This is a genomic window from Aequorivita aurantiaca (genome assembly GCF_030410135.1).
Classification (GTDB): domain Bacteria; phylum Bacteroidota; class Bacteroidia; order Flavobacteriales; family Flavobacteriaceae; genus Aequorivita; species Aequorivita aurantiaca.
In genome coordinates this window covers 39,939-55,001 of the sequence record NZ_JAUGQQ010000002.1, presented here as the reverse complement: position 1 = coordinate 55,001, position 15,063 = coordinate 39,939, and the positions used below count along the sequence as shown (strand labels likewise).

The following is a 15,063-nucleotide window of genomic DNA, read 5'->3' as shown; positions in this document are numbered from 1 at the left end:
TATAAAATTATTCTTTTTAAATTAATTGACCCAAGTGTTGGTACACCTATAAATTTTTTGTTTTTACCATCTGTGCCATTAATTCGGCCTCAGTTACTAATTTTCCGTTGGCATATGCATTTCCTTGCATATGGACAATTCCACGGCGAATGGGTGAGATTAATTCTAATTTAAAAATAAGTGTGTCACCCGGATTTACCTGTTGTTTGAATTTTACATTGTTTATTTTCATAAAAAAAGTAAGGTAATTTTCAGGATCCGGAACAGTGCTCAATGCTAGAATTCCTCCTGTCTGCGCCATTGCCTCAACAATTAATACTCCCGGCATTACCGGAGCTCCTGGAAAATGACCAACAAAAAACGGTTCATTCATTGTAACATTCTTAAGGCCCACCACACTGGTTTCCGTCATTTCCATAATTTTATCGACTAACAAAAATGGCGGTCTGTGAGGAAGCATCGCCATAATTTGGTTTACATCTTTTACAGGAGGAAGATTTATATCAAATTTTGGAATATTGTTTCTTGCTTCTAATTTGATGATTTTTAAAAGCTTCTTAGCGAATTGGGTGTTAACGTGGTGTCCGGGTTTATTGGCAATAACTTTTCCACGGATGCGGGTTCCCACCAACGCTAAATCGCCAATCACATCCAAAAGTTTATGTCTTGCTGCTTCGTTTGGATAATGCAGGGTAAGATTGTCCAAAATGCCATTAGGTTTTACCGATATATTATCTTTTCCAAATGCGGTGCGCAGCTTGTCCATTGTGCTTGCTGACAGCTCCTTGTCCACATACACTATTGCATTATTTAAATCACCACCTTTTATTAAACCATGTTCAAGAAGCATTTCAATTTCATGGAGAAAGCTAAAGGTTCGGGCATTGGCAATTTCATTTTTGAAATCTGAGATGCGCTTTAGGGATGCATTTTGGGTGCCCAATACCTTTGTGCCGAAATCCACCATGGTAGTTACCTGATATTCATCTGCTGGCATTACTAAAATCTCACTTCCGGTTTCTTCGTCAGTATAGGAAATAACTTCCTTTACAACATATTCCTCGCATGGAGCGTCCTGTTCCACTACTCCAGCTTTTTCAACCGCTTCAACAAAAAACTTTGACGATCCGTCCATTATTGGCGGTTCGGAAGCGTTTAATTCCATAATGCAATTGTCTACTTCCAGGCCTACCAAAGCGGCAAGCACATGTTCCGAAGTTTGTATTTTGACACCGCGTTTTTCAAGGTTTGTGCCCCGTTGGGTATTCACCACATAGTTGGCATCTGCTTCAATTACTGGTTGGCCTTCTAAATCAATCCGCACGAATGTATATCCGTGGTTTTCGGGTGCAGGTTTAAAGGTTATCGTTACCTCCTTGCCTGTATGTAAACCCACTCCGGTGAGGGAAATAGCTTTGCCAATGGTGCGCTGTTTTACGACACTTTCATTCATTATCGAGTTTTTTTTCAACAATATTGAACCGTTCCATTATTTTAGGAAGGTTTTTAAAATAAACATAACTTTTATTATAGTCCCCGTAACCAAAAGCTGGTGAGCCCTGTAGAGTTTCATTGTCCTTTACATTTCTTCCAATGCCGCTCTGTGCTTGAATTTTTACATTATTGCCGATAACGATGTGCCCGGCGATACCCACTTGCCCTCCAATAATACAATTTTTACCAATTTTGGTGGAGCCTGCAACTCCCGTTTGGGCTGCAATTACTGTATTTTCTCCAATAGTGACGTTATGGGCAATTTGAATTTGATTGTCTAGTTTAACGCCGGCCTTTATAAGGGTGGAGCCGAGCGTTGCCCTATCTATGGTTGTTCCGGGGCCTACATCTACATTGTCTTCCAATATTACATTTCCCGTTTGTGGAACCTTGTGGTATTCACCTTTCTCATTTGGCGTAAAACCAAATCCGTCCGCTCCAATCACCACTCCGCTATTAATTACGCACGACTGGCCAATTACGGTTTCGGAATATATTTTGGCGCCAGTAAATAAGGTGGTGTTATTCCCGACCACAACATTATCACCTAAATAAACATTGGGATAGATTTTGACGTTATCGCCAATCCGCACGTTTTCGCCAATATATGAAAAGGCACCCAGATATAAATTATCGCCGTATTTCGCTGTATCAGAAATAAAAACCGGGCTTTCTATTCCGGTTTTGTTCATTTTTACTTGATTGTAATATTCCAATAATTGGGAGAAGGCTTTGTATGCATTCTCAACCCGAATAAGGGTTGTGGATAATTTTCCTGACGCCACAAAGTCATTATTTACAATGGTTATGGAGGCTTGGGTTGAATAGATATAATGGGTGTACTTTGGATTGGCCAAAAAGGTGAGACTGCCTTTGCTTCCTTCTTCAATTTTGGCCAACTTAGAAACTGCTACATTTTCATCACCATCTACGGTACCATTAAGAATTCCTGCTATTTGGGCTGCTGTAAACTTCATCTGTCTAAATTAACTATAAAGGACAGATCGAACATTGCTTGTAAATGCTTTATCCAAAATCTGAAAATAAAAGATGGAATTTTCATTAGAAGTTTTCGCTTTCCTCGTCCAAATTGTTTAAAAAGAGTAACCGCAAATTAGGGATTTTTAAATGAATTGGATTTTGGTGGTTAAATATCATTCTTGCAAAAATAGAAAAAAAAGACATTAGCCCCGATAGCCACGACTATTGTTTTTTGGATAGCACATATAGTATTTAACCACAGATTTTGAAAGCGCCTCCAGATTTAATTGATCGCTCGCCTTTGCAACATCTATAATTTTACCATCTTTCCTCAATAGATTTATGGTTTCTTTTTCCATACTATATGCCTGGTTCTCTAATTTTCCGCTAAAAACAAAATAGGAAGCTTCCTCTTCCGAAATATTGAATTTTTCCATAAGAAGTTTTCGCTTCTCGTTTATTTTTTGATCGGAAAATGGTCGCGATTTCAACTTAACCTTCAATAAATCCCTGTTTAGAAGCATTTTTGATAAATTTTTCAGAACAAAATCATCATTCGCCACCCACATTTTCATTGCTGAAATTACATCATAATCATCAAGTTTTGAGAAGGTGTTGAGCACATCCTCTGAAAAATCCGATTCATTTATATTATGGATCAAAAAATAATTTAAAGCCTTACTTGCGGGCAGCGGAATACCCTGTGCAGTAAGTTGTTTGGCACGTTTTAAAACACGCACCAACAGTTGTTCGGCCACGATTCCTGTTTTGTGCAAGTAAACCTGCCAATACATTAACCGTCGGGCAACAAGAAAGTTTTCAACGGAATATATTCCTTTCTCCTCCACCACCAATCCGTCATTTTTTACATTGAGCATTGCAATTAATCGTTGGGCATTTACAGTACCTTCCGGCACCCCGGTGTAAAAACTATCGCGCTTTAAATAGTCCAAACGGTCCATGTCCAATTGGCCCGAGACTAATTGATGGAGAAATTTACGCGGATTTTCATCCTTGAAAATCTCAATCGCAAGCGTTAATTGATTGTTAAACTTTCGGTTAAGCACTTCCATAAACAGGAGTGATATATGTTCATGGCTAATATTTTCAACTATACTATTTTCCATTGCATGGGAAAAAGGTCCGTGACCAATATCGTGCAAAAGTATGGCAATATACAATGCTTCTTCTTCCTTCCCAGAAATGGCAACGCCCTTTGATTTCAGAACCTGCACAGCTTTTTGCATTAAAAACATTGCTCCCAGGGCATGGTGAAAACGAGTGTGGTGTGCTCCCGGATAAACTATATATGAAAATCCCATTTGCGAGATTCTGCGGAGCCTTTGAAAATATTTATGCTCCATCAATTCAAAAATCAAAACGGTGGGAATGGTAATAAAACCATAGATGGGGTCGTTAATGATTTTATGCTTTGAAAGTGTCTTCAAACTTTAACTATAAATTAATAGCTGCAATGATTTATTAAAATAATTCGGGACTATTTTTGGAGCAAATTCTTAAGAACAATTCGAATAATTCACTAATTAACTGTACCGTTAGCGCCACTCTTGCCACATTACTTTTAAGAAACTTATAAAGAGCGCGGCATTCGGCTAATATTACACAAATATACATATATGAACGACATAAAAGTACTATGGGTAGATGATGAAATAGATTTGCTAAAGCCACATATCCTTTTCCTTGAAGGAAGGAATTATAAAGTAACAACGGCTCAAAGCGGAACGGATGCCTTAGAAGAAATAAGTAAGGAAATTTTTGACATAGTGTTTTTGGACGAAAACATGCCCGGCCTTTCCGGGCTAGAAACCTTGGCGGAAATTAAAGAGCTTCAGGCATCCGTGCCAGTGGTTATGATTACAAAAAGTGAGGAAGAATATATAATGGAAGAAGCCATCGGTTCAAAAATTGCCGATTACCTTATAAAGCCAGTTAATCCGCACCAAATTTTATTGAGCTTAAAAAAGAATCTGGACCACAGCAGACTGGTCTCGGAAAAAACAACCTCCAGCTATCAACAGGAATTTCGCAAAATTGCCATGGATCTTTCTATGGTAAACAGTTTTGAGGAGTGGAAAGAACTATATCAAAAATTGGTTTATTGGGAACTGGAGCTCGAAAACATTGAAGACTCAGGAATGTTTGAAATTCTGGAATCTCAAAAAACCGAAGCCAACAGTCAGTTTTGTAAGTTCATTGATAAAAATTACCCAAAATGGTTCGAGAATCCTAGTGAAGCCCCGACCATGTCGCACACCTTGTTTAAAGAAAAGATTCAGCCGCAATTACAGCAAGGTACACCTACCCTATTAGTGGTTGTGGACAATCTAAGATTTGATCAATGGAAATCCTTTGAGCCTTCCATTGCCAATATTTATAAAAAAAATAAAGAAGAACTATTCTTCAGTATTTTGCCCACCGCCACCCAATACGCCCGTAATGCAATTTTTTCCGGATTAATGCCCAGTGACATGGAAAAATTGCATCCAAATTTTTGGCTCAATGATACGGAAGAAGGCGGAAAAAATATGAAAGAAGAAGAGTTTTTTGCGGCTCAGCTTAAGCGTCTTGGACTTTCATTGAACTGGAGCTACCATAAAATATCCAGTTTAAAACAAGGAAAAAAACTAGTGGAAAATTTCAAAAGCCACAAGGATGAAGACTTAACAGTAGTAGTCTATAATTTCGTGGATATGCTTTCGCATTCCAAAACTGAAATGGAAGTTATCAAGGAATTGGCCTCTACAGATAAATCATATAGATCATTAACGCAGAGTTGGTTCAAAAATTCACCGCTGCTGGAAATTATCCAACAGGCAGCCCGTTTAGGTTTCAAACTGATCATAACTACGGACCACGGGACCATTAATGTAAAAAACCCTTCAAAGGTTATTGGCGATAAAAACACGAGTCTTAATTTGCGATATAAGACCGGCAAAAGTTTAACCTATGAGGACAAAGAGGTATTGGCGGCAAAGGATCCAAAATCAATAGGATTGCCGACTATAAATATGAGCAGTTCGTTCATTTTTGCAAAGGGCGATTATTTCTTTGCATATCCGAATAATTATAACCATTACGTCAGCTATTACAGAAACACTTATCAGCATGGCGGTGTATCATTGGAAGAAATGATCATTCCTTTTTCCGTTTTGACGCCAAGATAAATATTGCAGATACATACCGTAGTTTATAGTCATTTTTGGTATCATGCGGATTTAATTGATATATTCTTTATATTCGTTCCGTTTTTGAAATGGAAATCACATATACTCAAAACCAAATTCCCCATGTTGCGGAGCAGCTTCTCACCGAAGCAACATCCAATATATTTCTATTTTTTGGAGAAATGGGAGTGGGCAAAACCACTCTTATCAAAGAAATTGTTAAGCAGCTTGGAGTCGGGGAAATTTCCAGCAGCCCTTCGTTTTCCATAATAAATGAATATGAAACTTCTGAGGGCATTATTTACCACTTCGATTTTTATAGAATTACAGCTATAGAAGAAGCGTACGATATAGGAACAGAGGATTATTTATACAGTGATAGTTTTATTTTTATAGAATGGCCTGAAAAAATAAATCCCCTCTTGCCCCCAACTTCGAATAAAATTTATATGAACAAAAACAAAAACGGAAGTAGAACCTTAAAATTTAAGCCTGTGAAATAAGAAATTCCGCGATATATATATTTATAATTTTCTTCTTAAGCATTTGCCCCAAATCGCAAAAAGTTACAGAGCAGGGATGGTTTTGTCAAAAAAATTCATAAATATAGAATAAAATTAATTAAAATACTTTTCATTTTTCCCTGTAGGTTTGACCCAACATTAACCTCACAAACTTATAAATTATGAAAACTGTAAAGTACTTATTTATCGCAGCAATTTTTTCATTAGGAACCTTAGCTTCTTGTACTCCGGAAAGCATACAGGATGAACAATCACCACAACAAATTCACAAAAGCAAAATCATCGTACCTAGTAACGGGTAGTATAATAGCGCTTATAATAGCGGCAACCCCTTACTTATTTTATTCTTATGAAAGTTTCCCACAGACGAAAGTGTGGGAAACTTTTTTATTTACATATAGAGCAAATTGGTATCAAGAAGTTTATGTATCCGTATGGACCATGATGGGGAAGTTTGTGCCCTTGTTGCTTTTGATTATCTGGTTCATTACCTGCAAGCACTGGTGGTATCACGTCATTCTGATACCAATTGGTATGTTCGCCTTTCAATTGTTTAGTGTAATTAATGATGATGTTGGTATTACGGATGAGGTGGAAATATGGTGGCTATTCCCAATAATGCTAATAATTATCCCCTTGGTCTATTTAATAAAAGCAAAACTTTCGAACAGATTATTGGGCAATGATTTAAAAAGTTTTGAGGAAGAGTTGGTTACCAAGAAAAATTTTTGGCAGCAGATCAAGGACCTTTTTTAAACCTCACCTTCAATACGATATCAAATTTAATCCGTAACTTGGACCGTTATTTCTAAACAATCTGTCTCGAATATAAACATTCATTAATTAGAGACATTTTTTCTGCGATAACATTATTAAACTTCAAAAAAACCAAACCTATAAACAATCGAAAAAACGAAAAGTAAACCAACCAGCATTAACGGTGAAATAAAGAAGAATAATTACCGGGATATCAAAAATGTTAATCATTTAACATCAAATTTGGGAATAGAATGCATTTCAAAGCATTTTATTGTAGAATAACCTGTAAAGATACCATAAACTTAATTAGATTTTTTAAGTTTTTTGACTGTAAGTTTGACCCATATTAACCTCACAAAAACTTACTATCATGAAAAATTTAAAACTTATTATTGTAGCCGCAATTTTTGCCGCAGGACTTTTTGTTTCTTGCACCCCAGAAGGAATCCAAGATGAACAAACCCCACAACAAATCGACGCGAGAACGGTTAAAGTTCCGCCAGCCGGATAGAAAAAGCCTACTTCAAGGGGGCATTATAGTCTTTATAATGGCTTGTACCCCTTTTATATATTATGGCTATGAAAGTTTCCCAGACAACACTCAAGTTTGGGAAACTTTTTTATTTACTTATACTACAAAATTTCCCTCCCTATATCAATATGCCTGGTTTCTTACCGGAAAAGTAATTCCTGTGATATTACTTCTTATTTGGTTCTTTACTTGTAAACATTGGTGGCACTGGATTATTCTAGTTCCACTATCGATGTATGTCTTTCAACTTTTTAATATTCTTAAACAAAACTTCGATGTTGATGAGGTGGAAATAGTATACGTAATTCCAATAATGATGGTTCTAGTGCCATTTGTGTATTTAATACGAGCGAAGCTTTTTAGCCAAATGAGAGCGAACGACTTAAAATCCTTTGAGGAAGAACTATTGCAAAAACGTTCCTTTTGGGATCAGATAAAGGATCTGTTCCGCTAATTTTTAACCTGGATAAAGATGAAAATTATTACGTAAATTCATACGTTCAAGTTTAAAACCATGCCAAATCCAAAACCAAAATCACCCTTTACCATCGCTCAGCTGCTTCCACAAGAAGAAACACTAGAAATTTCTAGGCAAAAAGGAGAATTACATATTGGTATTCCTAAGGAAACCTATTTTCAGGAAAAACGAATCTGTCTAACACCAGATGCGGTGAACGCTATAGTTAGCAACGGCCATCGCGTGCTGATTGAAAAAAGCGCAGGCAATGAAGCGGGATTTTCTGATAGAGATTACGCAGAGGCTGGCGCAGAATTAACGGATGACACAAAAAAAGTTTTCGAATGCCCCATCATTTTAAAAGTTGAGCCCCCAACATTGGAAGAGTTGAAGTTAATAAAACCCAAAACTGTTCTCATTTCTGCCCTCCAATTAAAAACCCGGCAAAAATCTTATTTCGATGCGCTCGCAAAAAAGAAAATCACAGCCCTTGCCTTTGAATTTATTAAAGACGAAGATCACAGTTATCCTGCCGTTAAGGCCTTAAGCGAAATTGCGGGAACCGCCTCCGTGCTGATCGCGGCGGAACTAATGGTGAATGCAAAAAAAGGCAATGGTTTACTTTTTGGAAATATTAGCGGGGTCCCGCCAATAGAAGTAGTTGTAATCGGCGCCGGAACTGTTGGCGAATTTGCAGTGCGTTCGGCCTTGGGATTAGGTGCCAACGTTAAAGTTTTTGATAGCTCCATCACCAAATTAAGAACTATTCAAACCAATGTAAACAGAATTTTATACACCTCCACCGTACAACCAAAAAATTTAATGAAAGCACTGTTGCGCTGCGATGTGGCGATTGGAGCGGTTCGGGGCCAAAACAGGGCCCCGATTATTGTAACGGAAGATATGGTCAGGAATATGAAAAAGGGAGCCGTTGTTATTGATGTTTGTGTAGATATGGGCGGCTGTTTTGAAACCACTGAAATGACCAGCCACGACAATCCTACATTTATTAAGCACGATGTTATTCATTACGGTGTGCCGAACATTCCTGCCCGGTACCCTAAAACTGCTTCAATATCAATAAGTAATATTTTTACCCCTTATATTCTGGAAATTGCAGAAAGCGGCGGCCTGGAAAATGCCATCCGTTATGACAATGGTTTAAAAAATGGGTTGTACTTTTACCGTGGAATTTTGACAAATAAGGCAGTAGCAGATTGGTTTGACATGCCTTATAGCGATCTCAATTTATTGATTTTTTAATTTTCTGCTCATCAATTTCTTCATCAGTTAATCCAAAAAAAAATGAAGTTAGCTTACCGACTGGCCTATTTTTCTGGGGGTTTTATTATTGGAATAGCCCTTCTTATTTTTATTCTAAGTGGGAAAAAAACATCTTGCTCCTATGGTCTGGACGCTCGAACCCTAAAAAATATACGATTAAAAGATCGCGTCTTTTCAGAAAAATCGATTACTTCTCTACGTGAAAATAACTTGGACACCGCAGCAGTTTCATATTTATTGGAGCATGGAGATGTAGTTTTCAGTGAAAGCAATACGAAATTAGACTCTTGTAAACAGTATGTTATCGTGGGAACTTTTGCGGAAAAAAACCTTAAAATAAAAGTTGAAAACTGCGACACTTTAGCAACGGTACTTGAAGCAAATTTATATTTAAAACATTAGAGTAAAGACTTCAATTTATTAAAGTTTCCTTCGCTGCTTCTCCTTTTTCAGAAGCGTGAGCTCCCTGCTGGTCTGTCCCGCTACCGATGTATTTTCCTCGGCACGTCTTATTAGGTAAGGCATAACATCTTTTACTGGCCCAAATGGAATATATTTTGCCACATTATAACCAATTGCGCCAAGGTTAAATGAAATATGATCGCTCATCCCGAAAAGTTGACCGAACCAAACCCGATCATCACTCTTGGAAATTCCTTTTTGTTCCATCAATTCCATAGCCAAATAGCTGCTGTACTCATTATGGGTGCCAATAAACAATTCAATGTCATCAAGATTGTTCAATATATATGCCAGTACTTCGTTAAAGTTGTCGTCGGTTGCTTTTTTGCTCTCACAAATCGGCGATTTATAACCTTTCTCTATTGCGCGATCGTTTTCCTTTTCCATATAAGCGCCCCGAACAATTTTAAAACCCAGCTTATAACCTTTTGCTTTCGCCCTTTGGTGTAACTTTTTTAAATATTCTAAACGATCCCATCGGTAGCATTGTAAGGTATTGAAAACAATAGGCCGGTCAACGTTATATTTTTCCATCATCTTTTCACAAAGCTCGTCCGCTGCATCCTGCATCCATGATTCCTCTGCATCTATAAGCAGCCGTATACCGCTCGCGTGGGCGGTTTTTGATACTTTATCATACCTGCTTTCAATGCTTTTCCATTCCTCTTTATCATTTTCCGTTAAGGCCTGGTTCTCCGTAATTTTTTGGTAAATTTTGAATCTTCCAAAACCTGTAGGCTTAAAAACACAAAACGGCATAGCTTCCATATTCTTGGACAAAAGAGTAAGTTCTATTACCTTATTGGCCGTAGCATCAAATTGGGCATCTTCCTCCTTTCCTTCCACCGAAAAATCCAGGACCGAAGAGACTCCAACATCGTGAAGCCTATCTACCGTGCCCATACAATCTCTTTCATTCACCCCGCCACAAAAATGGTCGAATACCGTCGAACGAATTAAGCCTTCCACCGGTAAATTTACATTTAGCGCAAATTTGGTAACCGCAGAACCAATTTTTACCAAAGGCTCCATGGAAATCATTTTGAAAAGAAAATATGCACGCTCCAGTTCGGAATCGCTTTTTAGTTGAAATGCGGTCTCGGTATTGTCGAAGATGTTCATTGGTGCCATATAAAGTCGAATTATGTGTGCAAATATAATTAGATTTGAACTTTAAAATCTATGAGAATTTCAACATAACAATGGTAAATAACGAAAAGGGTAAAGTTTATAGAAATAATTTGGGTTGGGACAATATTTCATTATTAATTAAAAACAGTCCGCCGTCCCAAATTTTTATTATTGCCGATGAAAACACGTATAAATACTGCCTTCCTTACTTGCTGAAGCGTCTCCAATTCGAAAAACCGTACGAGACTATTTCAATTCCCGAAGGCGAAATCCATAAAAACATAGCATCTACCATAAAAGTTTGGGAAACGCTTTCAGAAATGAATGCCGACAAGAGCAGTCTGATTTTAAATTTGGGTGGTGGTGTGGTTACGGATTTGGGTGGGTTTGTGGCTTCCACATTTAAGCGCGGCATCCCGTTTATAAATATACCCACTTCCCTATTGGCCATGGTTGATGCTTCCGTTGGCGGAAAAAATGGTATTGACCTCGGCCACATTAAAAATCAAATCGGGGTTATCAATTTTCCGGAAATGGTTTTGATTGATACAGAATTTTTAAAAACCCTGCCTCAGGAACACCTAATATCTGGATTGGCAGAAATGTTAAAGCATGGATTAATTTACGGAACAAAATATTGGGAGCGTATAAAAAACGTGAATCTATCCCACAATGCAAATTTTGAGGAATTACTTTGGGAATCAATTGAAATTAAAAAAGAAATAGTCGAGAAGGATCCAACGGAAAAAAACCTGCGTAAATCCTTAAACTATGGGCACACCCTTGGCCATGCCATTGAGTCTTATTTCCTTCAAAATAATACGAAAAAAACATTGTTGCATGGAGAGGCAATTGCCGCCGGCATGGTACTCGAAAGTTTTATTTCGATGGAAATATGCGGTTTTTCTGAACAATCATTGTTGGAAGTTTCCGCTACCATGTTCAAGTATTTTCCGAAGCAAACCTTTATTGAACGTGATATTGAAGCAATCATAAATCTGCTAATCTTTGATAAAAAAAATAGGAACGGCCGAGTTCTTTTTGTGTTATTAAAGGAAATTGGCCATCCCATAACTGATTGCACAGTAAACAATAGCTTGATTTACAAGGCTTTTGAGTATTATAAAAATTTCTGAAAAATTCCTGTAAAATATTTTTAAGTCATCAATTTTTGAATAGTTTTATAACCACAAACAAAAAGAAGAAATTTTAAATGAAGCGAGTTATTGTAGATTATAGAAAGTTAACCCCCGAAATACTTTCTTTGCTGGTTGAAAAATATCCAGATGGATATGATGATGACCATGTTATCACTTTTAAAAATGCCCGAAATGAAACTGTAGAGGCAGTTGAAGTAAGGACTGAGGATACCGTATATTTAGTGAAAGTGAGCTCCCGTCTTGAAACAAGCATGGCGAATTTTGATGAGGATGATTACGATGATGCAGATTTCAATGAACCAATTAGTGAAATTCCCGATAAAAAGAAATTGGATGAGGAGGAATAGTTTTCCCATACAAAAAAAGAGGCTCTAAGCCTCTTTTTTGTTTTTAAGATGATCCAGAATTCTAAGCGTGCTGATGTTCATGCTTTCCTTCTTTAATTTCCTCAATTAGTTTGGAATTGAAAGCTGGTAAATCCTTAGGATTTCTACTAGTAACGAAACCTTCGTCAACCACCACTTCTTCATCCACCCAATTTGCGCCTGCATTTATTAAATCATCTTTTATTGAGCTAAAGGAAGTCATTTTCCTGCCTTTTACAACGTTTGCAGATATTAAGGTTTGTGGGGCATGGCAAATTGCGGCTACGGGTTTTTTCTGCTCGAAAAATTCTTGCACAAATTTTAATGCTTTTTCATTTCTTCTCAACTTATCCGGATTTATAACTCCTCCGGGAAGGACCAAGGCGTTGTAATTTTTTGAATCAGCATTTTCAAGAGTTTGGTCAACGGTATATTCATTGCTCCAATTGCCATCCGACCACGCTTTGATTTTTCCTTCTTCTTCACTAACTATCTCTACCGTGAAACCTTCCTTTTCCATCGCGTCCTTGGGCGATTTTAACTCAGATTCTTCAAATCCATTTGTTGCCAAAATTGCTATTCGCTTATCCATTTTATCAATTTTTTTAGTTAAACTTAATTACATCCCAAAATAAGATGGAACGAGCAGAATCTCAAGTATTTGCTACTAATGTTTTCCCAATCTTTGTTAAGAAACTGTAAGAAAATCAATTACTTTTTAAGGTTTCGGCTTTTTTTTTATCGGCTTCAACCTTTCGTTTATATTCCCGTAATTCTTCCATTTCCCGCTCGTAGGACAGTGTGGCGTTGCTGGTAGGCTCAATTTTAATATTTCGATGTATTGCCCAATTAACCGTAAATTCGGCGCCAAAAAATAAAATCAAACAAGTGTAATACACCCACAATAAAATAAGCACTAAACTACCGGCCGCGCCATATATTGAAGCCGGATCCGATTTTGCGAAGTAAAACCCAATTGCATATTTTCCTATTAAAAATAACAATGCGGTTAGAGAAGCACCAATAAAATTTGTTTTCCACTTAATTTTCACGTCGGGAAGCAATGTGAAAATAGCGGCGAATAGTGCTGTGATAATTATCTGGGAAAAAAGGAAGTTTAAAATTTCAACTAAAATCGTTGAAAGGTCTGTATAATAATTTCCTATCAAATCGCTTAGGGCGTTAATGGCGGTGGTAATGACTAATGAAATTAAAAGGAGCAATCCAATTATCAAAACCATTCCGAAGGAAATCGCGCGTCTTTTTAAAGTATCTAGAATGGTATTTTTTTTGGAACGGACACTCCAAATATCATTCAATGCTTTTTGCAGTTGAAAAAATACACCGGTTGCACCAAAAATCAGCATTCCAATCCCGAAAATGATAAACAGCAACGAACTTTCCGAAAGTGCCGCATTAATTATCATTGTCTGAATTAAGTCTGCACTTTGATTGCCAATCAGACCTCCAATTTCATTGGTGATTCTTCCTTCAACAGCATCTTTTCCGAAAAAGATTCCCGCAAAATGAACGGTAATTATTAAGAGTGACGGTAATGAAAAAAGGGCGTAATATGCAATAACTGCGCTTTTTGCCCAAGGATCATTTTTATCCCAACTGAGGTAGGTTTCTTTTAATAGTTTAAAAAATTTCATTATAAATAGCGTTGCGTTATAATGTTACGGTGATGTATTTCATGGCCGCAGATAATGAATCCCGCCGCCCTAACTGACATATTGCTGCCATTGGCATTGCCTGTTTGTATCAGCTGTAATTCGTCAAAATTCTTAAATAGGCTTAAAGTTGACAGCCTAACATTACGATAGTTTTCCAAAAGGTCGTCAACGGTTCGTTGATTTGCCCTTGCGGTTTGCGCAAATACATTTTCATCAAATCCTTTAAGAACCGCATCGGTACTGCGGGCAAAGTATAAGGCGCGATAGGAAAAAACCCTTTCGGTATCGGCAATGTGTTGCAATATATCTTTTGGAGTCCATTTATCGGCGGCATATTGAAAACACCATTTTTCCTCAGGTAAATTCCTAAAATAAGTGGATGTCGACTCCAATCCGCTGTGGAGTGCTTCCATCAACGAATCATTTTCTACCAATTCCAAATAGTGTTTATAATATGGATTGAATTCTACTTCCGTAATATTTTTGGAATACATCGGTTTTTTTACGAAAGATAAAAAAAACCTTTGCTGGAAGGCAAAGGCTTTAATATAAAATTGGGTAAAAACTATATTTCCTTGAAAATGGAATGAAGCAAACGTTTTTTATCATTTATACTTTCCTCCATGGAAATCATAGTTTCTGTACGGCTAACGCCCTCGATATCATCTATTTCATAAATTATATCTTTTGCGTGGGCAGTATCCCGAGCTCTAATCTTACAAAAGATATTGAATTTGCCAGTGGTTACATGAGCCACAGTAACAAATGGAATATGACTGATTCGTTCCAAAACGAACTGTGTCTGGGAAGTTTTAAATATAAAAACCCCTACATAAGCAATAAAGGAATATCCCAGTTTTTTATAATCAACTTGTAAAGATGATCCGGTAATGATCCCGGCATCTTCCATTTTTTTTACTCTAACGTGTACAGTACCAGCCGAAATGTCAAGTTTTTTTGAGATATCCGTGAATGGAATTCGCGTATTATCAATTAACAAACTTAGGATTTTGTGGTCTGTATCATCCAATTTAAATTTTGCCATAACTA

Annotated in this window: 17 protein-coding genes; 9 read left to right on the top strand and 8 right to left on the bottom strand. The window is 37.2% G+C overall.

Annotated features, from left to right (window positions below; translation table 11 throughout):
* Positions 1-46: 46 nt before the first annotated feature.
* From QRD02_RS03600 to QRD02_RS03590, 3 genes are all read right to left on the bottom strand, one after another.
* On the bottom strand, positions 47-1,453 hold the full coding sequence (locus QRD02_RS03600; RefSeq protein WP_290253548.1) for a bifunctional UDP-3-O-[3-hydroxymyristoyl] N-acetylglucosamine deacetylase/3-hydroxyacyl-ACP dehydratase: 1,407 nt from the start codon (positions 1,451-1,453) through the stop codon (positions 47-49).
* Positions 1,446-2,471 carry a UDP-3-O-(3-hydroxymyristoyl)glucosamine N-acyltransferase gene (gene lpxD / locus QRD02_RS03595; protein ID WP_290253547.1) on the bottom strand — a complete coding sequence of 342 codons (1,026 nt, stop codon included), beginning with the start codon at positions 2,469-2,471 and terminating at the stop codon, positions 1,446-1,448. The genes QRD02_RS03600 and lpxD overlap by 8 nt, the downstream gene beginning before the upstream one ends.
* A 207-nt stretch (positions 2,472-2,678) precedes the next feature.
* Positions 2,679-3,923, bottom strand: a complete 1,245-nt coding sequence (locus tag QRD02_RS03590) for an HD domain-containing protein (RefSeq protein ID WP_290253546.1) — start codon at positions 3,921-3,923, stop codon at positions 2,679-2,681.
* Positions 3,924-4,112: 189 nt separating this feature from the next.
* Between QRD02_RS03590 and porX the strand changes: the two genes are divergently transcribed.
* From porX to QRD02_RS03555, 7 genes are all read left to right on the top strand, one after another.
* Positions 4,113-5,663, top strand: a complete 1,551-nt coding sequence (gene porX, locus QRD02_RS03585) for a T9SS response regulator signal transducer PorX (RefSeq protein WP_290253545.1) — start codon at positions 4,113-4,115, stop codon at positions 5,661-5,663.
* Positions 5,664-5,752: 89 nt separating this feature from the next.
* The gene (gene tsaE, locus QRD02_RS03580) at positions 5,753-6,166 is read left to right on the top strand and encodes a tRNA (adenosine(37)-N6)-threonylcarbamoyltransferase complex ATPase subunit type 1 TsaE (RefSeq protein WP_290253544.1); all 414 of its coding nucleotides are present in this window, start codon (positions 5,753-5,755) and stop codon (positions 6,164-6,166) included.
* A 264-nt stretch (positions 6,167-6,430) separates the two neighbouring features.
* Complete coding sequence (locus QRD02_RS03575) at positions 6,431-6,943, top strand: hypothetical protein (protein ID WP_290253543.1); 513 nt, start codon at positions 6,431-6,433, stop codon at positions 6,941-6,943.
* A 373-nt stretch (positions 6,944-7,316) separates the two neighbouring features.
* The gene (locus QRD02_RS03570) at positions 7,317-7,457 is read left to right on the top strand and encodes a hypothetical protein (RefSeq protein WP_290253542.1); all 141 of its coding nucleotides are present in this window, start codon (positions 7,317-7,319) and stop codon (positions 7,455-7,457) included.
* A gap of 181 nt (positions 7,458-7,638) precedes the next feature.
* A complete protein-coding gene (locus QRD02_RS03565) occupies positions 7,639-7,932 on the top strand; it encodes a hypothetical protein (RefSeq protein WP_290253541.1) in 294 nt (97 codons plus the stop codon).
* A 60-nt stretch (positions 7,933-7,992) separates the two neighbouring features.
* Positions 7,993-9,198, top strand: coding sequence for an alanine dehydrogenase (locus QRD02_RS03560; RefSeq protein ID WP_290253540.1), 1,206 nt, complete (start codon positions 7,993-7,995; stop codon positions 9,196-9,198).
* Positions 9,199-9,240: 42 nt separating this feature from the next.
* The gene (locus QRD02_RS03555; protein WP_290253539.1) at positions 9,241-9,621 is read left to right on the top strand and encodes a hypothetical protein; all 381 of its coding nucleotides are present in this window, start codon (positions 9,241-9,243) and stop codon (positions 9,619-9,621) included.
* An 18-nt stretch (positions 9,622-9,639) separates the two neighbouring features.
* Here the strand turns inward: QRD02_RS03555 and QRD02_RS03550 are convergent, their stop codons facing one another.
* Positions 9,640-10,812 (bottom strand): proline dehydrogenase family protein, encoded by a 1,173-nt coding sequence (locus tag QRD02_RS03550; protein WP_290253538.1) that lies wholly within the window; start codon positions 10,810-10,812, stop codon positions 9,640-9,642.
* A gap of 35 nt (positions 10,813-10,847) precedes the next feature.
* Here QRD02_RS03550 and aroB point away from each other — a divergent pair, with 35 nt between their 5' ends.
* Complete coding sequence (gene aroB / locus QRD02_RS03545; RefSeq protein WP_290253537.1) at positions 10,848-11,948, top strand: 3-dehydroquinate synthase; 1,101 nt, start codon at positions 10,848-10,850, stop codon at positions 11,946-11,948.
* 77 nt (positions 11,949-12,025) lie between these two features.
* Positions 12,026-12,319 carry a hypothetical protein gene (locus QRD02_RS03540; RefSeq protein WP_290253536.1) on the top strand — a complete coding sequence of 98 codons (294 nt, stop codon included), beginning with the start codon at positions 12,026-12,028 and terminating at the stop codon, positions 12,317-12,319.
* A gap of 61 nt (positions 12,320-12,380) precedes the next feature.
* On the opposite strand, the gene QRD02_RS03535 is transcribed toward QRD02_RS03540, so the two are convergent.
* The 4 genes from QRD02_RS03535 to QRD02_RS03520 form a co-directional block, all read right to left on the bottom strand.
* Complete coding sequence (locus QRD02_RS03535) at positions 12,381-12,929, bottom strand: type 1 glutamine amidotransferase domain-containing protein (protein ID WP_290253535.1); 549 nt, start codon at positions 12,927-12,929, stop codon at positions 12,381-12,383.
* A 115-nt stretch (positions 12,930-13,044) separates the two neighbouring features.
* Positions 13,045-13,992, bottom strand: coding sequence for a YihY/virulence factor BrkB family protein (locus QRD02_RS03530; RefSeq protein WP_290253534.1), 948 nt, complete (start codon positions 13,990-13,992; stop codon positions 13,045-13,047).
* The gene (locus QRD02_RS03525; protein WP_290253533.1) at positions 13,992-14,507 is read right to left on the bottom strand and encodes a DinB family protein; all 516 of its coding nucleotides are present in this window, start codon (positions 14,505-14,507) and stop codon (positions 13,992-13,994) included. The genes QRD02_RS03530 and QRD02_RS03525 overlap by 1 nt, the downstream gene beginning before the upstream one ends.
* Before the next feature lie 71 nt (positions 14,508-14,578).
* Positions 14,579-15,058, bottom strand: coding sequence for an Lrp/AsnC family transcriptional regulator (locus tag QRD02_RS03520; RefSeq protein ID WP_290253532.1), 480 nt, complete (start codon positions 15,056-15,058; stop codon positions 14,579-14,581).
* Positions 15,059-15,063 lie beyond the last annotated feature (5 nt).